Annotated in this window: 19 protein-coding genes; 16 read left to right on the top strand and 3 right to left on the bottom strand. The window is 66.8% G+C overall.

The annotated features are described in order from the left end of the window. Positions 1–4: 4 nt before the first annotated feature. From BO1_RS25265 to BO1_RS25250, 4 genes are all read left to right on the top strand, one after another. The gene (locus BO1_RS25265; RefSeq protein ID WP_028219926.1) at positions 5–1,042 is read left to right on the top strand and encodes an LLM class flavin-dependent oxidoreductase; all 1,038 of its coding nucleotides are present in this window, start codon (positions 5–7) and stop codon (positions 1,040–1,042) included. 12 nt (positions 1,043–1,054) lie between these two features. Further along, positions 1,055–2,524, top strand: a complete 1,470-nt coding sequence (locus BO1_RS25260; protein WP_028219925.1) for an aldehyde dehydrogenase — start codon at positions 1,055–1,057, stop codon at positions 2,522–2,524. 116 nt (positions 2,525–2,640) lie between these two features. Beyond that, a complete protein-coding gene (locus tag BO1_RS25255; protein WP_028219924.1) occupies positions 2,641–4,056 on the top strand; it encodes a purine-cytosine permease family protein in 1,416 nt (471 codons plus the stop codon). Positions 4,057–4,133: 77 nt separating this feature from the next. Further along, positions 4,134–4,523 carry a carboxymuconolactone decarboxylase family protein gene (locus BO1_RS25250; RefSeq protein WP_028219923.1) on the top strand — a complete coding sequence of 130 codons (390 nt, stop codon included), beginning with the start codon at positions 4,134–4,136 and terminating at the stop codon, positions 4,521–4,523. Positions 4,524–4,567: 44 nt separating this feature from the next. Here BO1_RS25250 and BO1_RS25245 read toward each other — a convergent pair whose 3' ends face one another. After that, positions 4,568–5,119, bottom strand: a complete 552-nt coding sequence (locus BO1_RS25245; protein WP_028219922.1) for a DUF1097 domain-containing protein — start codon at positions 5,117–5,119, stop codon at positions 4,568–4,570. Beyond that, positions 5,116–6,414 carry an amidohydrolase family protein gene (locus BO1_RS25240; RefSeq protein WP_028219921.1) on the bottom strand — a complete coding sequence of 433 codons (1,299 nt, stop codon included), beginning with the start codon at positions 6,412–6,414 and terminating at the stop codon, positions 5,116–5,118. Before BO1_RS25240 ends, BO1_RS25245 begins: the two co-directional genes overlap by 4 nt. 367 nt (positions 6,415–6,781) lie before the next feature. Here BO1_RS25240 and BO1_RS25230 point away from each other — a divergent pair, with 367 nt between their 5' ends. The 6 genes from BO1_RS25230 to BO1_RS25205 all read left to right on the top strand — a co-directional run bounded on the left by BO1_RS25230 (position 6,782) and on the right by BO1_RS25205 (position 13,448). Further along, positions 6,782–7,771, top strand: coding sequence for a BMP family protein (locus tag BO1_RS25230; RefSeq protein WP_028219920.1), 990 nt, complete (start codon positions 6,782–6,784; stop codon positions 7,769–7,771). Between the two features lie 4 nt (positions 7,772–7,775). Beyond that, positions 7,776–9,395, top strand: coding sequence for an ABC transporter ATP-binding protein (locus BO1_RS25225; protein WP_028219919.1), 1,620 nt, complete (start codon positions 7,776–7,778; stop codon positions 9,393–9,395). Beyond that, positions 9,388–10,509, top strand: coding sequence for an ABC transporter permease (locus BO1_RS25220; protein WP_245643903.1), 1,122 nt, complete (start codon positions 9,388–9,390; stop codon positions 10,507–10,509). The genes BO1_RS25225 and BO1_RS25220 overlap by 8 nt, the downstream gene beginning before the upstream one ends. After that, positions 10,502–11,425, top strand: a complete 924-nt coding sequence (locus BO1_RS25215) for an ABC transporter permease (RefSeq protein WP_028219917.1) — start codon at positions 10,502–10,504, stop codon at positions 11,423–11,425. Before BO1_RS25220 ends, BO1_RS25215 begins: the two co-directional genes overlap by 8 nt. An 89-nt stretch (positions 11,426–11,514) precedes the next feature. Then, positions 11,515–12,342 carry a cysteine hydrolase family protein gene (locus BO1_RS52720; protein ID WP_084688182.1) on the top strand — a complete coding sequence of 276 codons (828 nt, stop codon included), beginning with the start codon at positions 11,515–11,517 and terminating at the stop codon, positions 12,340–12,342. Next, a complete protein-coding gene (locus tag BO1_RS25205; protein WP_028219916.1) occupies positions 12,339–13,448 on the top strand; it encodes a porin in 1,110 nt (369 codons plus the stop codon). The genes BO1_RS52720 and BO1_RS25205 overlap by 4 nt, the downstream gene beginning before the upstream one ends. Positions 13,449–13,455: 7 nt before the next feature. Here BO1_RS25205 and BO1_RS25200 read toward each other — a convergent pair whose 3' ends face one another. Further along, a complete protein-coding gene (locus BO1_RS25200) occupies positions 13,456–14,406 on the bottom strand; it encodes a LysR family transcriptional regulator (protein ID WP_028219915.1) in 951 nt (316 codons plus the stop codon). 304 nt (positions 14,407–14,710) lie between these two features. Between BO1_RS25200 and fdrA the strand changes: the two genes are divergently transcribed. The 6 genes from fdrA to BO1_RS25170 are packed head-to-tail and all read left to right on the top strand — an operon-like array spanning position 14,711 to position 22,690. Beyond that, a complete protein-coding gene (gene fdrA / locus BO1_RS52715; RefSeq protein ID WP_043286413.1) occupies positions 14,711–16,291 on the top strand; it encodes an acyl-CoA synthetase FdrA in 1,581 nt (526 codons plus the stop codon). Positions 16,292–16,307: 16 nt separating this feature from the next. After that, positions 16,308–17,789, top strand: coding sequence for a YlbE family protein (locus BO1_RS52710; protein WP_084688179.1), 1,482 nt, complete (start codon positions 16,308–16,310; stop codon positions 17,787–17,789). After that, positions 17,786–18,736, top strand: coding sequence for a carbamate kinase (arcC, locus tag BO1_RS25185; RefSeq protein WP_028219914.1), 951 nt, complete (start codon positions 17,786–17,788; stop codon positions 18,734–18,736). The genes BO1_RS52710 and arcC overlap by 4 nt, the downstream gene beginning before the upstream one ends. Continuing rightward, positions 18,733–19,641: an oxamate carbamoyltransferase subunit AllH family protein gene (locus BO1_RS25180; RefSeq protein ID WP_028219913.1), complete on the top strand. Its 909-nt coding sequence runs from the start codon at positions 18,733–18,735 to the stop codon at positions 19,639–19,641. Before arcC ends, BO1_RS25180 begins: the two co-directional genes overlap by 4 nt. A gap of 14 nt (positions 19,642–19,655) precedes the next feature. After that, a complete protein-coding gene (locus BO1_RS25175; protein WP_245643902.1) occupies positions 19,656–21,104 on the top strand; it encodes a YlbE family protein in 1,449 nt (482 codons plus the stop codon). Beyond that, positions 21,101–22,690, top strand: coding sequence for a gamma-glutamyltransferase family protein (locus tag BO1_RS25170; RefSeq protein WP_028219911.1), 1,590 nt, complete (start codon positions 21,101–21,103; stop codon positions 22,688–22,690). The genes BO1_RS25175 and BO1_RS25170 overlap by 4 nt, the downstream gene beginning before the upstream one ends. Positions 22,691–22,698 lie beyond the last annotated feature (8 nt).

Genomic DNA, 22,698 nt, shown 5'->3' with positions numbered 1-22,698 from the left:
CATCATGCGTTTTTCGCTTTTCGTTCACATGGAGCGCGTCTCCGACCAGACCAGCCAGAAGCAGCTCTACGAGGAAATGGTCGAGCTGTGCCAGATCGCCGACCGCGGCGGCATGCACGCCGTCTGGACCGGCGAGCACCACGGCATGGACTTCACGATCGCGCCCAATCCGTTCATCAACCTCGTCGATCTCGCCAACAAGACCAGGCGCGTCAGGCTCGGCACGGGCACGATCATCGCGCCGTTCTGGCACCCGATCAAGCTTGCCGGCGAAGCCGCAATGACCGACATCGTCACGGGCGGCCGTCTCGAACTCGGCATCGCCCGGGGCGCCTACTCGTTCGAGTATGAGCGCCTGATGCCGGGGCTCGACGCCTGGGGCGCCGGACAGCGCATGCGCGAGCTCATTCCCGCAGTCAAAAAACTCTGGGAAGGCGATTACGCGCACGAAGGCGAGTTCTGGAAATTCCCCTCGACGACCTCCTCGCCGCTGCCGCTGCAACAACCGCATCCGCCGATCTGGGTGGCCGCGCGCGACCCGAACAGCCACGAATTCGCCGTGGCCAACGGCTGCAATGTGCAGGTCACGCCGCTGCACCTGGGCGACGAAGAGGTCGAGAAGCTCGTGGGCCACTTCAACGCCGCATGCGAGAAGTTCAGCAATGTGCCTCGCCCGCAGGTCATGCTTCTGCGTCACACTTATGTGGCGAGCAGCGAAGACGATGCCCAAATCGCCGCCGAGGAAGTGAACGTGTTCTACAACTACTTCGGCGCGTGGTTCAAGAACGAGCGTCCGGTCAGCCGCGGCATGATCAAGCCACTGAGCCAGCAAGAGATGGCTGCTCACCCGTTCTACACGCCGGAGGCCATGCGCAAGAACAACGTGATCGGCACGCCAGCAGAAGTGATCGCACGTCTTAAGGCGTACGAAGCGCTCGGCTTCGACGAGTACTCGTTCTGGATCGACACCGGCATGAGCTTCGAGCGCAAGAAAGCGTCACTCGAGCGGATGATCCACGACGTGATGCCTGCGTTCCAATAAGGTCTTGATGCCATGAATGTTCATTTTCAGCTCTATATCGACGGCCAGTTCGAGCCCGGCGCCGCCACGTTCGGCAGCGTGAATCCCGCCACCGGCAAGGTGTGGGCACAGATGCCGGAAGCGCGCACCGACGAGGTCAACCGGGCCGTGGCGGCGGCTGGCCGCGCGTTGACCGATCCCAGCTGGGCGGGTCTCTCTGCGTCGGCACGCGGCAAGCTGCTCTACAAGCTCGCCGATCTCGTCGAAAAAGCTGCGCCGCGACTGGCTGAAATTGAAACGAACGATACCGGCAAGATCATCCGGGAAACGTCGAGCCAGATCGCTTACGTCGCGGAGTACTACCGGTACTACGCCGGCATTGCGGACAAGCTCGAAGGAAGCAACATCCCCGTCGACAAGCCGGACATGCAGGTCTGGCTCGAGAGACAGCCCGTTGGTGTGGTGGCCGCAATCGTCCCCTGGAACAGTCAGCTGTTTCTTTCCGCGGTCAAGGTCGGGCCGGCGCTCGCGGCCGGCTGCACCGTGGTGCTCAAGGCGTCCGAAGAAGCGCCCGGCCCCCTGCTCGAGTTCGCGCGCCTCGTGCACGAAGCAGGCTTTCCCGCCGGCGTCGTCAACGTCATTACCGGCTTCGGCCCCGAATGCGGCGCGGTGCTGAGCAGCCACCCGGGCGTGGACAAGGTCGCCTTCACCGGCGGCCCCGAGACCGCGCGCCACATTGTCAGGAACACGGCCAACAACCTCGCCAGGGTCTCGCTGGAGCTCGGCGGCAAATCGCCGTTCATCGTCTTCGCCGATACCGATATCCAGAGCGCCGTCAATGCGCAGGTCGCGGCCATCTTCGCGGCAAGCGGCCAAAGCTGCGTTGCGGGTTCGCGCCTGCTGATCGAGGCATCCGTGAAGGAGCCGTTCCTGGCGTTGCTGGTCGAGCGCGTTTCGCGCATTCGCGTGGGCTCGCCCAACGAGATGGAGACGGAGTACGGCCCGCTGTGTACGGAGCGTCAACTTCGCAACATCGAGTCAGTCGTCGCGAACTCCGTGCGTCAAGGCGCGACTGTGCTCGCCGGCGCAAAGAAGCTGGAGCGCGATGGGTATTACTATGCGCCCACCATTCTGGATTGCACCGGCGTCGCGAACGCGGACAGCATTACGACAGAACTGTTCGGCCCGGTGCTCTCGGTGGACACGTTCACGACCGAACAGGAAGCGATCGACAAAGCCAACAGCACGGCCTACGGTCTCGCGGCGGGCATTTTCACGACCAATCTCACGCGGGCTCATCGCGTTTCGAAGCGCGTGCGCTCCGGCATCGTCTGGATCAACACCTATCGCGCGGTTTCCCCGCTTGTGCCGTTCGGCGGTTTCGGACTTTCCGGGCATGGCCGCGAAGGTGGCTTGAGCGCCGCGCTCGAATACACGACGACGAAGTCGGTGTGGCTGCGGACATCGGATGAGCCGATCAGCGATCCGTTTGTGATGCGCTGAGTGCCGAGCGCGAACGGCTCACCTGCAGTACCGGTTCAACGCCTGTAGAGGCTACGCCGCACCGCGCCGCTCTCGTGCGCGGCGCGGCGTAGCCCGGCAATAAAGATGGAGACACGATGAAACACCCGGAGAACGACAACAACAGCGTTCTGGCGATCGAAAGCAACTCGATCGAGTATGTTGCACCGGAGGCTCGGCACGGAAAGCCGGCCGATCTCTTCACCTTGTGGTTCTGCACCAATGTCGCGCCGCTGGCCGTGATTTCCGGCGCCACCTCGGTGCTGGTTTTCCACCTCGATCTGGTGAGCGCGATGCTCGCCATCGCGGCCGGGCAATTTTTCGGCGCCCTTTTCCACGCCCTCACCTCCGCGCAAGGACCGCTCGTCGGCGTGCCGCAGATGATTCAGAGCCGGGCGCAATTCGGCCGCTATGGGTCTTTGCTGGTGGTGGGATTCACCACGCTGATTTATCTCGGCTTCTTCGTCTCGAACATCATTCTCGCGGGCAAGACGCTGCACACGGCGGCGCCTTCGGTGCCGACGCCGGTTGCGACCGTCATCGGCGCGGTCCTGGCGACGCTGGTCGGCGTGATCGGCTGTCACTTCATCCATCGCTTCAACAAGGTGGGCGCCTGGTTCATGGGCGGCGCGCTTCTAGTCGGTATCGCGCTGATGGCGCCTCGCCTCGACGCCCAGATCTTCCAGCAGGGCCATTTCGATCTCGCCAACTGGTTTGCGATGTTCGGACTGTGCGCGGTATGGCAAATCAGCTTCGCGCCTTATACATCCGATTATTCCCGCTACCTGCCGACTTCCGCCGGCTTCGCGAAGACCTTCGCGTATACGTACTTCGGTACGTCGCTGGGCACGATCTTCGCGTTCCTGTTCGGCGTGCTCGCGGTCAGCACCGGGCACTCCACCGACGCAATGCTCGCCATCCGCGAACAGACGGGCGTGTTCGGCTACGTCCTGATCTTCCTCTTTCTGGTCAATATCATCGGCCACAACGGGATGAACCTGTATGGCGCGGTGCTGTCGTTCATCACCGCCGCACAGACATTCCGCCCGCACTGGGTTCCCGGCCGAAGCGTCCGGGTCGTCGTATCGACGATCCTGCTGGTTGCGTCAACCGTGACTGCGCTGTGGGCCTCGAGCAACTTCATCGCCATTTTCCTCAATGCGATCTTCGCGCTACGGATCGTTCTCGCGCCCTGGGTGGCGATCAATCTGATCGACTTCTATCTCGTCAACGACAGACACTACCGCGTCGCGGAGATCATCAGCAGCAACGGCGGCGTGTATGGGGCATTCAATTTCAAGGCCATCGCGATTTACCTCTTCGGCATTGCGATCCAGGTGCCGTTCATGGAAGAGAGTTTTTTTCATGGCCCCTGGGCGTCGATCCTGGGAGGGGCGGACGTGTCCTGGATGGTTGGACTGGTGGCGACTGCACTGACCTACTACCTGCTTGCATCGAAGGACGGTTCGAGTGCCCGCCGCAGATGTCCGGCGGCAGCCCAAGCCGTGGAGTGAATGGCATAGCCGCTTGCTGGAGCCGTCTCGAATCAGGAATTTGAAACAGGCTCTGGCTTCAACACAGGATTTCAACCATGAAAGAAGATGATGCGCTGTTCCAGAAGGGATTGCCGATTCGACGAGAAGTTCTCGGCGCGGAATATGTCGATGCATCGATGGAAAAGGCCGACGCCTTCATGATGGCGTTCCAGCGTGCAACCACCTCATGGGCCTGGGGATGGGCATGGGGTGACGAGACGCTCGATCGCAAGACGCGCAGCCTGCTCAACCTCGCCATGTTGACCGCCACGGGTCACACCAACGAACTCAAACTGCACGTCAAGGGCGCACTCAACAACGGTGTGAGCGTTGATGAAATCAAAGCGGCGCTTTTGCACGCAACCGCTTACTCGGGCATCCCGCACGGCCTCAGCGCGTTCAAGGCCGCACACGAAGTGCTGGTGGCGGAAGGGGTGCTGAAGTAAGCGCCGACGACTGGAAGAAGTTTGCGCCGGCCGGCGTAACGCGGCTATCCCCGCCCGGAAGAAATCTTGCCGTGGCCGCGCCAGCCGCGCCACGTGCGCGGTGGCGAATCGGGCAGCGAATAGCGGTCTTTCACCCATGCGTAAACGGGTCCCAGCGCGTTCATCGGAATCACTGCCAGAAGGGCGGCCACCGGGTCGTAGGGTACCGGACCGAAGCCGCCGAATATCGTGGCGAAGTACGACGCGAAACCGAAAAACATGCCCGGAATGAAGCCGAGACCGGGCAGCCGCGCGAGCGCCATCATTGACGCGTTGAGCGTAAAAAGGATCAACATCTGACATAAGGTCAGCAGGGCACCGCTTGTCATCCGTGCCGCCATGCCGAAGCCCACGACGATCAGGAATGCGAACAATGATCCGATCGGCATGACAGGCCAGATCTTGCCCAGATTCTCCCGCGTGGGTCCGCCCATCGCGAATGTCGCCGCCCAGCTGATGAAGATCGCCCAGGGCGGCAGGTGATAGTGCGGCAATGCGATCAGGATGGTCGTGACCGCGAGGGATGACGCGACGATTTCGGGTGGGAGTCGTTTCATGGCTGGCTATCCGTGTGGTTCGAAACGGTTGCATGACCGCAGCAATGGCGGTGGATATGGCATTCGTGGCGCGTCACGACGGTCACTCTGCCCCGCTTGACCACCCACGCGCGTGGGGGAATGTCGAGCAGCACGTCCGCGACCTTGTACGTGTCGAGAATCACGAGGTCGGCCTGCTTGCCCACTGCGATGCCGTAGTCTCGTTCCATGCCGATTGCGCTCGCCGCGTTGCGGGTGCCCATCTGCAGGATCGCCAACTGATGTTCGGGTGTGCCGAACTGCGCGACGTGCGCGAGCATGTTGCCGATCACGAGCATGTCGGCGTTGCCGAACGGCGTGAACGCATTGCGGATATTGTTGGACGAGTACGCCACGTTCACGCCGCCCTGGTAGAGCGCCTTGACCGGCGTGAGCCCGCGCCTCGGGTTGGAGGCGTCCTGGCGTCCGCCCAGATAGAGGTCGGTGGCCGGCAGCGTCACGACGCTGATATCGGCCTTGTGCAGAAGCTCGATGATCGGCTGCAGCTCGTCGGGCTTCAGTGCGCCCAGGCTCGTCACGTGGCCGAGCGACACGCGGCCCCGCCAGTCCGTTTCGAGCGTCTTGCGCGCGATGTAGGACGTGGCGGCAAAGCGCTGGTCGGACGGTTCGTCCGAGAAGTCCACATGCATGTCGATCGGCGCGTCGTGGCGCTGGGCCAGCGCAAATACGGCGTCGATGTGGGCCTTGGTGTCGCTCCAGTTCAGTTCGTTGTACGGGCACCCGCCCACCACGTCGGCGCCCAGGCGCATCGCCCGCTCCATCAGGTCAAGCGTACCCGCGGACTTGAGGATGCCCTCTTGCGGAAACGCGACGATCTGCAGGTCGAGCAAGTCCTCGTATTCGTCGCGCAGCTCGAGCAGCGTCTCGACGCCGATCAGGCCCTGGATCAGGTCAACGTCGGGATGCGCGCGAATCGCCACTGTGCCGTTGCGCACGGCCGCATCCAGGACTGCGCGCGAACGTTCGAGCACATCCGTGCGCTTTTGCTTGCCCTTGAGGATGCCCGTTACGCGGATGGCCTCCTCGAGCGTGCCGAAGCGGGCGGGCAGCCGGCGGTGCAGCATCGCCTTGTCCAGATGCATGTGCGGCTCGACGAAGCCCGGCACGGCCGCGCGCCCCGCTGCGTCGATGGTCTCCGTCGCGCGCGCTTCAATGCCGCTTTCGATTGCAACGATACGTCCTGCGTCGATTGCAATGTCCTTCAGCGGCTCGCCGTCCTCAAGGCAAACGTTATTGATCAGTAGATCTACATTCATGTGATGCTCCTCGTCGATGGCAAGTGTCGATTCGTGCGGACAAGTATTGGTCGCCTGCCGCTCGCAACGCAATTGCATGAAGCTTCCGTGTTTACCCGAAACTTGCGTGGCGCAGGGCCTCGCGGCGCTCCACGCGGATGCCGCCAAACCAAGCAGCGGCGTTGCTTTCGGGAGATTGCCGCAGCGCGGCGAACGTGCACTGCACCGCGTATCCACCGCACGAATGAAGCGCATATCGGAAGTCGTCTACCCATCCGGAATGGCGTTCCCTACTATCCACTCACCTCGGGTTCAAACCCGGCCAGACCCGGCCCGATGCGCGCTGTCCTGCACATCCACTATTCGCATAGACAAGGAGACCCTCGACATGACGATCGATCGCAGAGCATTCCTCTTGAACGTTGGCATCTCGCTGGGCGCCGCAGCCATGAGCGCACCGTCCGGACGCGCATGGGGAGCATCGAACCCGGTCAGGATCGGCGTGCTGATTCCCGGCTCGAAGGACGATCACGGCTGGATGGAGTCTGCCTATGGCGGTGTGAAGGCTTCACAGGCGCGCTACGGCGACAAGGCGAAGATCACGTGGATCGAGAACGTGAAGTTCGGCGATATGGAGCAGGCGCTCGTCGAACTCGCTTCGAAGAACGACATGGTGATCGGTGCGGCCGGCCAGACCCAGGCGGCCGTCCTGAAGGTCGCGAAGCGCTTCCCCGGCGTGCGCTTCACGATCGTTGGGCCCACCGGGCAGCCCACCGCCAACGTCGCGCAGTACGACGTGCTGCAGGCCCAGATCGGCTATGTCGCGGGCGCGGTGGCCGCGATGCTCTCGAAGCACGGTGCGGTCAGCTATGTGGGCGGGCTCGAGATTCCGGCAGTCGTCAATACGGGCATCGAATTTGCCCATGGCGCGAAGTCTGTACGTCCCGATATCCGCTGCCTCACGAGCTACACCGGCGACTTCGACGACGTGGCCAAGGCCAGGGAAGCGACCATCACGGCCATCGCCCAGGGCGCGGATGTCCACTACGGCATCCTGAATCTCGGCGTGCGCGGCATGGAGCAGGCCGCGCACGACGCCGGCACGAAGTTGATCGGCGGCTACTCGAATTACTGCGGCGATCACAATCCGCTCTACGTGGCATATACGGTCAGCGGCATCGGCTTCATGGTGGAGTACGCAATCGACCAGATGATGGCCGGCACGTGGAAGCCCGAATACAAGCGCTTCGGCCTCGCGATGGGACCGCGCTCGGCCGGCATTGACATCTGCGGCAGCGCGACGCCCGAGATGCAGGCGCGCATCGATTCGATCGAGCACGACCTCGTCTCCGACAAGATCAAGATCCTCGTGGGATGACGCCATGAGCCTTCTTGAACTGACCGGCGTGACAAAGCGCTTCGGCGCCTTTTGCGCGCTGAGCGACGTGAACCTTGCAATCGCGCGCGGCGAAGTGCACTGCCTGCTCGGCGAGAACGGCGCGGGCAAGTCCACGCTGTGCAACCTGATCTTCGGCGTGCACCACGCGGACAACGGCGAGCTGTTCTTCGACGACCGCCCCTGGTGCCCCCAGGCGCCCTCCGATGCGCTGCAGCACGGCATCGCGATGGTCCATCAGCACTTCAGCCTCGTGCCCGACATGAGCGTGCTCGAAAACCTGATGCTCGGGCGCGCGCGGCCGATCCTCAAGCCGGCCGCGCTGCGCGAACGCGCGCTCAAGCTGGCCGCGGAGTACGGGCTCGAGCTCGACCCCGACGCGATCGTCGAACGGCTCTCGGTCGGCGAGCGCCAGCGCGTCGAGATCGTCAAGTGCCTGCTGGCGAATCCGCGCCTGCTCGTGCTCGACGAGCCCACGGCCGTGCTGCCGCCTGCGGAGGTCGCGGCGCTGCTCGCCGTCTGCCGCCAGTTCGCGCAAAGCGGGCGCTCGGTGCTGCTTGTCACCCACAAGCTCGCCGAGATCGCCGAGGTGGCCGGACGCATCACCGTGCTGCGCCACGGCCGGGTGGTCGAGTCGGTCCCGGCCGCGAACGCGGACATGCAGGCTCTCGTGCGCTCGATGGTCGGACGCGAAGTCAAGTCCGAAGACCCGGTGCTCGCGGCCACACTCGGCATCGTCGAAGAGACGCCCGAGGCTGGCGCGAACGACGCCCCAACTGCGCCACTGACGTCATCCGCAATGTCGATGGTGCACGCGACGCACGCCACGCCCGCGCGGCGCCACGCGGGCGCCGGCGCCGCGGCGCTCGAGGTCGAGGGCCTGTCGTTTCGCGACGCGACCGGCGTGATGCGTGTCGACGACGTGACGCTCTCGGTGCGGTGCGGCGAGATTCTCGGCGTAGCCGGTGTGGAAGGCAACGGCCAGGTGGAGCTTGAAGCGCTGCTCGCGGGACTCGCCACGCCGGACGCCGGGCGCATCCGCATCGGCGGCATCGACGTGACGGGACGCCCCCCCGCCGAGGTGACGGCCGCGGGCGCCGCCATCGTGCCGGAAGACCGCCATGCCGTAGCCTGCATCAACGCGCTCAGCATTGCCGAAAACCTCTGCCTTCATACGCTTGCCACGTACAGCCGCTTCGGCTGGCTGGACCGCACGCGCATGAAGCGCGATGCCGCGGCGCTCATGCAGGCGTTCGACGTGCGCGCGATGGGCCCGGACGTGCCGATCGGCAGCCTCTCCGGCGGCAACCAGCAGAAGGCCGTGCTCGCGCGCGAGCTGTCGCTCGATCCGCTCGTGTTCCTGCTCGCCTCACAGCCGAGCCGCGGGCTCGACGTCGGTGCGGTCGAGGGGGTGTTCAGGCGCATCCGCACGGCGAAAAGCCAGGGACTCGGCGTGTTGCTGATCACGAGCGACCTGAGCGAACTGATTGCGATGTCGGACCGCGTCGTCGTGCTGTATCGCGGCCGCATCGTCGGTGAAATGGACGCCGATCCCGCGAACCGGGAAGCCATCGGCGCAATGATGTCGGGACACGAACATGCCTGAAAATTCCATGCTGACCAGCAACTCGCCCCCGAACCTGGCTGCCCGGTTGCGCACCGGTGTGGGCGCGCTCCTGAGCCCGGCCGCGCTCGCGCCCTTTATCGCGACCGCGGCGGCGCTTGCCGTCGGACTCCTGATCATCGCTTGCACGGGCGCTCCCGTCGGCGACGCGATCGCCGCCTTCTGGGATGGCATGACCGGTTCGAGCTACAACATCGGCGCGTCCGTGAACCGGGCCCTCTGTCTCGCGCTAGTCGGGCTCGGCTTCATCTTCGCGAACCGCGCGAACCTCACCAATGTCGGCGGCGAAGGACAGATCGCGATCGGCGGCATGATGGCCACCGCCGCCGCGCTGCACGGCGCGGCCGTCCTGCCCTTCGGTCTCGCGTTCGTCGTACCGCTCATCGCGGGCGGGCTCGGCGGCGCCGTGCTCGGCGGCGCGGCCGGCGTGCTGAAGGCCAGGCGCGGCGTCAACGAAGTGATCAGCACACTGCTGCTCACGTTCATCGGCTTGCCGATCGTGTACTGGTCGGTGCAATCGTTCCATCTGCTGCGCAAGCCGCTCAGCCCGATCTCCGCCCTGCCGGAATCGCCTGAGATTCCCGACGCCACGAAGCTCCCCATGCTGTTCCCGAGCGATCCGACCTCGCCGCTGCACTACGGACTGCCGCTCGCGGTCATCGCCGTCATCGTGACGGGCATCGTGCTAAACCGCAGCTCGATCGGGCTCAAGCTGCGCGCGGTGGGCCTCAACCCGCTCGCATCGCGCCGCGCGGGCCTCCAGCCCACGCGCCTCATGACCATGGCGATGGCCGTCTCCGGCGCATTCGGCGGCGTAGCCGGCGCAATCCTGATTCAGGGACAGCAGTACTACCTCACGAGCGACTTTTCGTCGGGATACGGGTTCGACGGCCTCGTCGTCGGCCTGCTCTCGCGCGGCTCCGCGCTGGGCGTGGTGCTCGGCGCGCTGCTGTTCGGCTTCCTGCGCTCGGGCAGCATCTCCATGGAAATTACCGCGCACGTGCCCTCCGCGGTCGTGCTGATCTGCCAGGGCCTCATCGTGATCGCCGTCGCGGGGTCCGCCTTCATTACCGAGAGGAGAACGAAACATGGCTGACGCACCGTTGATCGTCTTCATCGCATCGGGGCTGCGGCTCGCGACGCCTATCATTCTCGCGAGCACCGGGGAGCTCGTGAGCGAGCGTGCCGGCGTGCTGAACCTGAGCCTCGACGGCATGATCCTGAGCGCCGCGTTCGCCGCCGCGTGGGGGTCCTTCGTGAGCGGCTCGCCGCTCATCGGGCTCGGCATCGCGCTCGTGGCGAGCCTCCTGCTCGCCGGCATGCAGGCGATCCTGAGCATCACGCTCGGCGCGAACCAGCTCGTGGTCGGCATCGGATTCAATATTCTCGCGACGGGCGGCACCACCTTTCTCTATCGCGAGATCTTCGGCACGTTGTCGCGGCAAACCGTGCCGAGCTTCGGCCCGCTGGACCTGCCGGTCCTGCGCGACATACCGATCGTCGGCCCGGCGCTCTTTTCCCAAAGCGGCCTGGTCTACGTGGGGCTGCTGCTCGTGGTCGTGACGTGGGCGCTGCTGCGCTACACCTCATTCGGCCTGTCGGTGCGCGCCTCGGGCGAAGCGCCACAGGCGGCGGACAAGGCCGGCATCAACGTGCGCCGCACGCGCTACCTGGGCGTGCTGTACGCGGGCGCGATGGCCGGCCTCGCCGGCGCCTGGCTCTCGATCGCGGACAGCAACGCGTTCACCGAGGGGATGAGCAAGGGCACAGGCTATCTCGCGATCACAGCCGTGATCTTCGGCGGCTGGGCGCCGTGGAAGACGCTCGGCGCGTGCCTGCTGATCGGCTTCGCGACCGCGCTGCAGTTCCTCGTGCCCGCGCTGAACCTCGACGTGCCCGTCGCGCTGCTGCTGATGCTGCCCTACGTGCTCGCGCTCTGCGCGATCGGCGGGCTGGTCGGCTCGGCCCGCCAGCCCGCCGCGCTCACCCTGCCGTTGCGCAGCCGTCATTGAACGGCCGCGCCAGTCCCCCTGGCTGCACCCGCACGACCCGTGAAACACCGAGGCATCGACATATCAATATCGACACGGAGACACGCAACATGGCCGAAAGAGATCCTGCCACGAACCCGCCGCCGCTCGCTGGCGCGTCCACGACCTTCAAGCGCCTGGGCACGGGGCCCGGCTATCACTGGCGCGTGGACGCCGCGCACGTGGATATGTCGGCGCCGCCGCCGCCACCCCGCCCGCTGACCATCGAGTCGACGCCGCAGCGCGTCACGTTCGACCTCGAGCGGACCGCGATGATCGTCGTCGACATGCAGAACGACTTCTGCACGGAGGGCGGCTGGGTCCACCATCTCGGCATCGAGACCCTCCCCGGACGCGCGGCCATTGACCCGCTCGCGCGATTGCTGCCGGCGCTGCGCGCCGCCTCGGTGCCGATCATCTGGCTCAACTGGGGCAACCGCGCCGACCTGATGAACATGCCGCCGAACCAGCTGCATTTGTACAAGCCGCACGGCAGCGGCGTCGGTCTCGGCGACCCGCTGCCCGGCCACGGCGCCCGCGTGCTCGAAAAGGATAGCTGGGCCGCCGCCGTCGTCGATGAACTCGAGATCCGTTCCGAAGACATCTGCGTGGACAAATACCGCATCAGCGGCTTCTGGGACACGCCGCTCGACGGGATCCTGCGCAACCTCGGCACGAAGACGCTGTTGTTTGGCGGCGTCAACACCGACCAGTGTGTCATGGCGTCGTTGCAGGACGCCAACTTCCTCGGCTATGGCTGCGTGCTCGTGAGCGACTGCTGCGCGACCACCTCGCCCGACTTCTGCACCGAAGCCACGCTCTTCAATGTCAGGAAGTGCTACGGATTCGTCACCGACTCCGCCAGCGTGCTCGACGCACTGGAGACCAACCGTTCATGAAAGCGTCCCCATCACACGCACCCACGATGACGGGCCCACTGTGCCGGCGCGCGTGCACGGCGGCAACGCTTGGTTTCCTGCTCGCCCCTGGCTTCGCCGCCGCGCAATCGTCGGTGACCCTTTACGGTCAGATCGATGAATGGGTCGGCTCGCAGAAGTTTCCGGGCGGCCAGCGCGCATGGGAGCTCGGCGGCGGCGGGATGTCCACGTCGTACTGGGGCATCAAGGGCGGCGAGGACCTCGGCGGCGGCACGCGGGCCGTGTTCTCGCTCGAAGCGTTCTTCCGCCCGCAGAACGGCGGCATGGGCCGCTTCAGCGGCGACACGTTCTTCGCCCGCAACGCCTGGCTGGGCGCCGAGTCGCCCTACGGCACGCTGGTCGCCGGCCGCATCACGACGCCCCTCTTCATCTCGACGATCCTGTTCAATCCGTTCGCGGATTCGTACCAGTTCTCGCCGATGATCTATCACACCTATCTCGGCACGAGCACGTTCCAGCCCTTTGCGACCGACCAGGGCGCGATTGGCGACTCGGGATGGAGCAACGCCGTCGAATACGCTTCGCCGAGCTTCAACGGGCTGACAGGCACCGCGATGTACGCGTTCGGCAACGCGGCCGGCGCGGGCGGCCAGCACAAGGACAGCGCGCAATTGTTGTATCTTGGCAAGGCGTTCTCGGCCACAGCCGTCTATCAGTACGTGAACTACAGCAACGTGGCGGGCGACTTCGCCGATCCCGCCTCGTCCGGCGTCGTGCCGGGCCTGCACAGCCAGAGCATCGCGCAGGCGGGGCTCGCCTATGACTTTCGCATCGTCAAGCTGTACGCCCAGTACATGTTCACCGACAACGCGCTGGACGCAGGCCACTACCACGTGAACACGGCTCAGGCCGGTGTCTCGCTGCCGGTCGGCCTCGACTTCGTGCTGGCCTCCTGGGCCTGGTCGAAGGACTCGGGCGGCATGGAGCAGTCGCGCAACACCTGGGCGATCGGCTACGACCATCCATTGTCGAAACGCACGGACGTCTACGCGGCCTACATGCACGACAAGCTGTCTGGCGAGCCCGTTGGCGACACCTTCGGCGTGGGCATGCGCGCGAAGTTCTAGGCCTGCCTCAGGCGGCGAGTGCCCGCGGCGCGCGCGCAGCGGGCCGCCGCGGGTCGCTGAAGAGCTGCACCATGAGCTGGCGCAGCCACTTGTTGGCCGCGTCGTGGTGATAGCGCTCGTGCCAGTGCTGGCGGATCTCGATCTGCGGAAACGGCACGGGCGTCTCGAGCACGCGGATGTTGTGGAACGACACCGGCGGCGAGACCATGCGGTACGGCACCGTGGCGATCGCGTTGGTCTGCGCGACGACGACGGGCAGCACGAGAAAATGCGGCACGGTCAGCGCGACCTTGCGCTCCAGGTGCTGTGCGGCCAGGACCTGCTCGAGAATCGTGTCGTGCCCCGTTCCGGTCGACGCGACCGTGACATGCACGCCGTCGAGATACTCCTGCAGGCTCAGGGCCGCGCCGATGGACGGATGATCGCCGCGCGCAATGCACACGAACCGGTCGGTATAGAGCCGCTGCTGAAAAAAGCCCGCCTTCAGGTTGGAAAAAACACCGAATGCCAGATCGACCTCGCCCGAGGCCATCGCCTCATGTGCCCCTTTCTCGGGAATCCTGCTGACCTTGATGCCGATGCCGGGCGCCACGGTCTGAAGCCGCTGCAGGATCTTCGGCAGGCACACGACCTCGGCAATCTCGTTCATGTAGACCGTGAACGTCTTGCGCGTGGTGGAGAGCGGGTCGAATCCGCAATCCACCTGCAGCGCACCGGCAATCAGGTCGCACGCCCGCGAAATAGGCTCGACCAGCTGCTCGGCGTAGGGCGTGGGCTGCATGCCTTTGATGGTGCGCACGAACAGCGGGTCGTTGAAGATCTTGCGCAGGCGCGACAACGCCGCGCTCGTGGCCGGCTGGCTGCGTCCGATACGGGTTGCGGCGAGCGTGATATTGCGCTCTTTGGCAATCGCGTCGAAGGCTACGAGCAGGTTCAGGTCGATCGATGACAGGTCCATGGGTAGGCTGCGGGATAGGGAAGCGGCACGGACGGAACATGCGAATCGTCGCATTGTGGCAAATGCGGCGCGCAAATGCTGCCTAGGTAAAGTCCCAATCCATGCGGCCGCACGCACGCGCGCCGCCTATCCACCGCATGAATAATCCCGATATCGCTTGCTGCGTAGACAGGCCCCCCGGCGCTTCGTAAATTTTGTTCGACGACATAGATGCCCCATCGCACGGATGTCGAACTACGGCGTGTCGTTGCAGGGAATGGCTCGACACACTATCGATATGCACTCCTTTTTAACGGGAACGGACATGACCATTCAATCCAGAATCAGGAAGAACTTGTACAAGGATTCGGTCGCGCTCATGCTGATCTGCCAGCAGGTCGTCGCGCGTATCGGCGTCAAGCGCACCACCCTGCTCATGGGCACGCGCGGCAACAAGGACATCCTCGCGCAGGCGAACCTGCTGCAATCCGAACTCGACGCCGCGCAGCCGAACGACATCATGGCCGTGGTCGAGGACGACGACCCCACGGCCATCGACGCCGCGTTCCGCGAGATCGATGCGCTGCTCGAAGGCGAAGCGGTGAAGTCGTCGTCCAGCGGCGGCGAAACGCTGCAGCCGCGCTCTATCGCCATGGGCGTCGCGAGCGCAGAGGGCGCGAACCTCGCCCAGATCTCGGTGCCGGGCGCCTATGCGGGCGCGGAAGCGCTCAAGGCGCTGCGCCTCGGGCTGAATGTATTCCTCTTCAGCGACAACGTTGCGCTCGACCAGGAAGTCGCGCTCAAGCAGCTCGCGCAACGCAAGGGCTTGCTCGTGATGGGCCCGGACTGCGGCACGGCGATTCTCGACGGGGTGCCGCTCGGCTTCGCCAACGTGGTGAGACGCGGGCGCATCGGCGTCGTGGCGGCATCGGGTACCGGGCTTCAGGAGGTGACCTGCCAGATCGATCGCCAGGGCGAGGGCATTTCGCAGGCGATTGGCACGGGCGGACGCGACGTCTACGAACAGGTGGGCGGCCGCACCATGCGCCAGGGCCTCGAGCGCCTCGCGAACGACCCGCAAACCGAGGTCATCGTGATCGTCTCGAAGCCGCCGGCACGCCCCGTCGCGGACGCGCTCATCACGTATGCGCAGACGCTCGGCAAGCCCGTGGTCGTGCTGTTCCTCGGCGCGCGGGCCCAGACTTCGCCGTCCCGCGCAATCCACTTCGTCGAAACACTCGAAGAGGCGGCCAACCTGGCGGTCGCGCTCGCACGCGCAGAAGCGCCCGCGCCCCAAACGGGACACGCCGCGTCGCATGCGGGCCTGCCCGCCTTCGCGCCGGGGCAGCGCTATGTGCGCGCGCTCTATTCAGGCGGCACATTCTGCGCGGAGGCGCAGGCGATCTGGCGCGATGCGGGCGTCCGCACGCTTTCGAACACGCCGCTCGACCCCGCCTGCGCGCTGCCGAACGCGCTCGAGAGCGAAGGCCACTGCGCGCTCGACCTCGGCGACGACGCCTTCACGGTCGGCCGGCCGCATCCGATGATCGACTGCGGCCAGCGCCTCGAGCGCCTCGCCCAGGAGGCTCGCGACCCGTCCGTCGCCGTGATCGTGCTCGACTTCGTGCTCGGCTACGGCAGCCACCCGGACCCCGCTGGCGCGCACGCCCCCGCCATCGTCGACGCGCTGCGCACGGCGCGCAGCGAAGGCCGCGGACTCGTGGTCATCGGCTTCGTCTGCGGTACCGAAGACGATCCGCAGCGCCGCTCCGCTCAGCAGAAGACGCTCGAAGACGCCGGCGTGCGCGTCGTGGGCGGCAGCACGCAGGCCGCGCGGCTCGCGGCCGAAATCGTCGCGATGCTGCCGGCCGACGAGCCGGTGGCGTCGTGCGCGAGCACTCAATAACGACAGGAGCCTCGTCATGTTCAACGACGTTCTTTCCGTGATCAGCGTCGGCGTCGCGACCCTCGACGAGGGCCCGGCGGGCGGCGGCGCGGCGCTCATGCGCCTCGACTGGCAGCCCGCGGGCGACGCGTCCGCCGAGCTCGCCTGGCGCCTCGCCCAGCTCGCCGGCGACAAGGACGACCCCGCGTGCTTCGGCTCCGGGATCGACCGGGCAAACCTCGAAGCGGTCAACCGCGTGATCGGCGCCGAGCCCGCGTGGGTCGACGTCGCGCTCCATGCACGCGAGGTCTGGCCAGATCTCGGCCGCACGCTGCTGCACGCCGGCCCGCCGATCGGCTGGGAGAAGATGTGCGGGCCGATGCGCGGCGCCGTCATCGGCGCGATCCTCTACGAAGGCTGGGCCAGCTCGCCGGAGCATGCCGAAGCGCTCGCGCGCCGCGGCGAAGTCGCATTCGCGCCGTGCCACGAGCACGGTGCGGTCGGCCCGATGAGCGGCATCATCTCGCCCTCGATGCCGCTCGTCGCCGTGCGCAACCGCACGGCCGGCAACCTCGCCTGGGCGCCGTTCATGGAGAGCGGCGGCCGCGAAACGCTGCGTTTCGGCGCGTACTCGCAGCCGGTGCTCGATCACCTGCGCTGGATCGAGAACACCGTGGCGCCGACCTTGCAGGCGGTCGTGCGCGGCGCGCCCGATGGCCTCGCGCTGAAGCCCATCATCGCCCAGGCGCTGCACATGGGCGACGACCTGCACAACCGCAATACGGCCGCGAGCCTGATCCTGCTGCGCTGGGTCGCCTGCGAGCTTGCCAGGAGCGGCCTCGACAGCGCAACGGCCGCCGCCGTGCTCAAGATGATCCGCCAGGACGACATGTTCTTCCTGAGCCTCTCGATGGCCGCCTGCAAGTCGACCATGGACGCCGCGCACGGCGTGCCCAACAGCAGCATGGTCACGGCAATGGCCCGCAACGGGGTCGAGGTCGGCATCCGCGTGAGCGGGCTCGGCGAGCGCTGGTTCACGGGCCCGGCGGAGGTGCCGAAGGGGCTCTATCTGCCCGGCTTCACAGAGGCCGACGCGAATCCCGACATCGGCGACAGCGCGATCACCGAAACGGCCGGTCTGGGCGCATTCGCCATGGCCGCGGCGCCGGCCATGGTGCAGTTCGTCGGCGGCACGCCCGCCGACGCGCTGCGCTACTCGACCGAGATGAAGCAGATCGCCATCGCGCGCAATCCGGGCTTTACGCTGCCCGCGCTCGACTTCGTCGGCGCGCCGGTCGGCATCGACGTGCGCCGCGTGCTCGACGAGAACAGCCGGCCCGTCATCAACACCGCGACGGCACACCGCGAGCCTGGCAAGGGCATCATCGGCGCCGGCATCGTGCGCGCGCCGCTCGCGTGCTTCACGTCCGCGCTCCACGCCCTCTGCGATCAGCCGCACGCGGCGAACCCCGCCGCCGATTCCGCCATGCAAGCCAGCCACTCCGGAGCACGTTCATGACGACCGACTCTCAACGCATCCTGATCGCGTTCGGCGGCAATGCCAGCTATCCGCCCAACATCAAGGGCCTCGCCGAGGAACAGTTCTCGCTGATCGAGAAAGCCTGCGAACATCTCGCGGGGATCATCGAAGGCGGCTATCGGCTGGTGCTCACGCACGGCAACGGCCCGGTGGTCGGCAACATCCTGTTCCGCATGGCCCGCACGGCGCGCGAACTGGCGCCGATGCCGATGGACATCTGCGTCGCGCACTCGCAGGGCGGCATGGGCTACATGCTGCAGCAGACGCTGCTGAATGTGCTGCGCGCGCATGGCATCGCCGCGCCGGTTTCGTCGGTCGTGACGCAGGTCGAGGTCGATCCCGCCGACCCCGCGTTCGCCGATCCCACCAAGCCCGTGGGCCGCTTCTTCAGCCAGGAGGAGTCGGAGCGCATGAGCGCGGAAAGCGACTGGGTCTTCGTCGAGGATTCGGGACGCGGCTACCGGCGCGTCGTGCCGTCACCGCGGCCGCTGCGCATTCTCGATCTCCCCGCGGTCGAGGCGCTGCTGGACGCCGGGGTGATCCCGATTGCCGCGGGCGGCGGCGGCATCCCCGTGGTGCGCAACGGCGACGGCGGGCTGCACGGCGTGCCGGCCGTGATCGACAAGGACTTCACGAGTGCGCTGCTGGCCGCGGAGCTCGGCGTCGAGACGCTGATCATGCTCACTGGCGTCGAGCGTGTCGCGCTGGATTTCGGCAAACCGACCCAACGCTTCCTCGACGAGATTCGTGCCGACGAAGCGCGCCAGTATCTGGACGAAGGGCAGTTCCCGCCCGGCAGCATGGGTCCGAAGATCGCCGCCGCGCTGCAGTATCTCGATCACGGGGGACGCAAGGTCGTCATCACGTCGCTCGACCGCGTGTATGACGCGCTGCATGGCGAGGCCGGCACGCGGATCGTGCCATGAGCACGCTCGCAACCCGGGCGGCGCCAGCGGCGCGCCCGTGGACCGAAGCCAGCGGCCCCGTCGTTCAAATCGGCCCGATTCTGCGCATCGGCTACAAGGCGCACGCGGCACTCTCGCGCAGCGGCGGCGTGGCGACGGCGATGCCGGGCAGTGCGCCATGCGGCTATCTGCTCGCAGCTGGCGAGCTGATCTGGGCCGGCACCGGCGCGCACGCGCTGCATCCGCGCGCCGTGCTGCTCGCCGCGCAGGCCGGCAACGCGGCGCTCGCGTCCCGTCTGCCGCTGCGCTTCGATCCGCAGGGCCAATGCCCATGGCATCCGCCGAGCCCGCAAGCGCCTTGTCGCGACGTGGCGGCACTGCGCGAGGCAGGCCTCGTCCTGCTCGCGCAGGCAGCGCGCCTCGATTCGCCGCGAGGTTTCGGCAGACTGCTGAGCGGCGTCGCGCTCGAGTTTCCTCTCGATCTCGGCATGCCGCATGTGCGCCGCCTCGCCCGCGCGCTTACAGACCGCGACATTCATCAGGTCTGCGAAGCATCGGCGCGGCTGCTCGGTGTGGGCCCCGGGCTCACCCCTTCCGGCGATGACTTTGTCGGCGCCGCCCTGTTTGCACGGCGGGTCCTGTGCGGCGACATGCAGGAAGCCAGCGGGCAGCTGGCCGCGCAGGCGCGGCTCGCGAGTCATCCCATCGGGGCCGCGCTGTTCGGCGACCTGCTCGAAGGCCGCAGCTTCGCGCGGCTGCACCGGCTTGCCGACGCCGTGCACGCGTATGCGTGCGGGAGCGCTCGCGACGGCCTCGATATGGCGCTCGCCGCGCACGAGCTGACGGCGATTGGCAGCTCTTCGGGCTGGGACATGTTGAGCGGATTCATCACGGCAATCACGGGCAGCTTGCCCGGCATCCAATAACCGAATGGAGAATCATGATGGACAAGATGTTGCTGGACGGCGCGCTGTCCGCCGTCAACGTCGGGGTCGAAAGCTTCGCGGCAACGCTGGCCGGGCAAGGCGTCGCGGCGCTCCAGCTCGACTGGCGCCCGCCCGCGGACGGCGATGCTGCCGTGGGCTGGGCGCTCGCGCGGCTCGCCGGCGACCGCGCCGACCCGGACTGTGCGGGCTCGCTCATCGACGCGGCCAATGCGCTCGCGGCCCGGCGCATGATCGAAGCACAGCCGGTGCTGGTCGACGTGATCCTGCACGCACGCGACGTGTGGCCCGACATGGAGCGCACCCTGCTGCACGCAGGCGCCCCGATCGCCTGGCCCGATATGTGCGGGCCGATGCAGGGCGCCATGATCGGCGCGGTGCTCTACGAGGGCTGGGCGAAAACGCAAGACGAGGCGCGCGCGCTGCTCGCGGCCGGTGGCGTGCGCTTTGGCTCCTGTCACGACCGGGCAGCCGTGGGGCCGATGTCCGGCGTCATTTCGCCGTCCATGCCGCTGTTTGCCGTGCGCAATGAGACCAACGGCAACTACGCGTACTCGAACATGAGTGAAGGCACGGGCAAGGTGCTGCGCTTCGGCGCCAACAGCAGCGAGGTGCTCGACCGCCTGCGATGGATCGAAGGCGTGCTCGCGCCGGGACTCAAAATCGCGCTCGCCGCCATCCCCGGCGGCATCGAGCTCAAGCCGATCCAGTCGCAGGCGCTGCTGATGGGTGACGAAGTCCATAGCCGCAACAGCGCGGCCACGTCACTGTTCTTTGCGGCGATTGCCGTGCCGCTCGTCGCGAGCGAGATCGAGCGCCAGTCCGTGCGGCAGATTCTCGACTTCATCGGCGCCAACTCGCAGTTCTTCCTGAACCTCTCGATGGCCTGCTGCAAGGCGACCATGGACGCCGCACATGGCGTCGAAGGCAGCAGCATCGTCACGGCGATGTCGCGCAACGGCGTGACGACCGCGATCCGCGTGAGCGGACTCGGCAGCCGCTGGTTCGAAGCCGCCTCGGACATGCCGCGCGGCCTCTACTTCCCCGGCTTCAGCGCCGACGATGCGAACCCCGATCTCGGCGACAGCGCGATTGCCGAAACCGCCGGCTTCGGCGGCGCGTCGCTCGCCGCCTCGCCCGCGCTCGTGCAGCTCGTGGGCGGCACCGTGACCGAAGCGGTGTCGTACTCGCGCGAGATGTATCACATCACCGAGACGCACAATCCGGCGATGTCGCTGCCGCTGCTCGACTTCCTCGGCTCGCCCACGGGCATCGACGTGCGCAAGGTCGTCGATACGGGCATCCGCCCCGTGATCACGACGGGCATCGCGCACCGCGAAGCCGGGGTCGGCCAGATCGGCGCCGGCATCGTGCGCGCCCCGCTGCACTGCTTCAGCAGCGCGGTGCTGGCACTCGAGGAACGTTACGCGGAGGGCGCAGCATGATCGAGACGCTCACATCGGCACGCGGCATGGTGACGGCGCCGCACCATCTTGCCGCGCAGGCGGGTCTTTCGGTGCTGCGCGACGGCGGCAATGCGATCGAGGCGATGATCGCCGCGGCGTCCACCATCGCGGTCGTCTATCCGCACATGAACGGCATCGGCGGTGACGGCTTCTGGCTCATCGCCGCGCCCGGCGAGCCGCCCGTCGCGATCGACGCGGCCGGCTATGCCGTGGCGCTCGCCACGCCGGCGTTCTATGCCGAACGTCACCTCGAAAGCATTCCATCGCGCGGCCCGCTTGCGGTCAATACGGTGCCGGGCGTGATCGCCGGCTGGGAGGAGGCGCTGCGCATCAGCCATCGCGCGGGCGGGCGCCTGCCGCTCGCACGCCTGCTCGAAGACGCGCGGTGGTATGCACGGCATGGCGCACCGGTCACGCGCAGCCAGGCCGCGTTCACCGGGCGCGTCGCGCACGAGCTGGCCGGGCAACCGGGCTTCGCGCAGACTTTCCTCAACGACGGTGCGGCCCCCGCCGCGGGCTCGATGCGCGCCTACCCCGCGCTCGCGGCGACGCTCGATCAGTGCGCGCGCGCGGGGCTCCAGGACTTCTACTGCGGGGATCTCGCCGACGCCATGGCCAACGAGCTGCAACGCCTCGGCAGTCCGCTGCGCGCGTACGACCTGCATGGCTACGCCGCGCGCCGCGTCGAGCCGCTCAGCCTGCAACTGGAGACGGGCACGGTCTACAACCTGCCGCCGCCCACGCAGGGGCTCGCCTCGATGCTGATTCTCGGCATCTTCGAGCGGCTCGGTTGTACCCAGGCCGAATCGTTCTCCTACGTCCACGGGCTCGTGGAGGCCACGAAGCAGGCCTTCCTGGTACGCAACCGGCGCATCCACGATGCGGGCGAGCGCGCCAGGGACTGGAGCGCCTTCCTCGCCCCCGAGCCGCTCGAGGCCCACCGCCGCGCCATTCGCCCGGACCGGGCACAGCCGTGGCCCGAACCCGCCGGCAAGGGCGATACCGTGTGGCTCGCGTCCGCGGACAACTCGGGGCTCATGGTCAGCTATATCCAGAGCACGTTCTGGGAGTTCGGCTCAGGCGTCGTGCTCGCCGATACCGGCGTCACCTGCCAGAACCGCGGCAGCAGCTTCTCGCTGGCCACGGGCGCACTGTCGTGCATCGCACCGGGCCGCCGGCCCTTCCACACACTGAATCCCGCGTTCGCGCGGCTGAAGGACGGCCGGGCCATGGTCTACGGCACGATGGGTGGCGACGGCCAGCCGCAGACGCAGGCCGCCGTCTTCAGCCGCTACGCGATGTTCGGCACGGACCTGCAACGGGCTGTCTCGGCGCCGCGCTGGCTGCTCGGCCGGACATGGGGGCAGGCGAGCACCTCGCTCAAGATCGAAGCGCGCTTCGATTCCGCGCTGATCGACGCATTGAGGCGCGCCGGGCACGAGCTCGAGGTGGTGGGCGAGTATGCGGACCTCATGGGCCACGCAGGCGCGATCGTGCATCACCCGGACGGCGTGCTGGCCGGCGCAACCGATCCGCGCTCCGATGGGGCGGTGGCGGCCTGGTGAGCGTTTCA

The organism is Paraburkholderia oxyphila NBRC 105797 (assembly GCF_000685075.1).
GTDB lineage: Bacteria > Pseudomonadota > Gammaproteobacteria > Burkholderiales > Burkholderiaceae > Paraburkholderia > Paraburkholderia oxyphila.
Note: the sequence above shows the minus strand (reverse complement) of the source record. Positions and strands in the feature narration are given on the sequence as shown.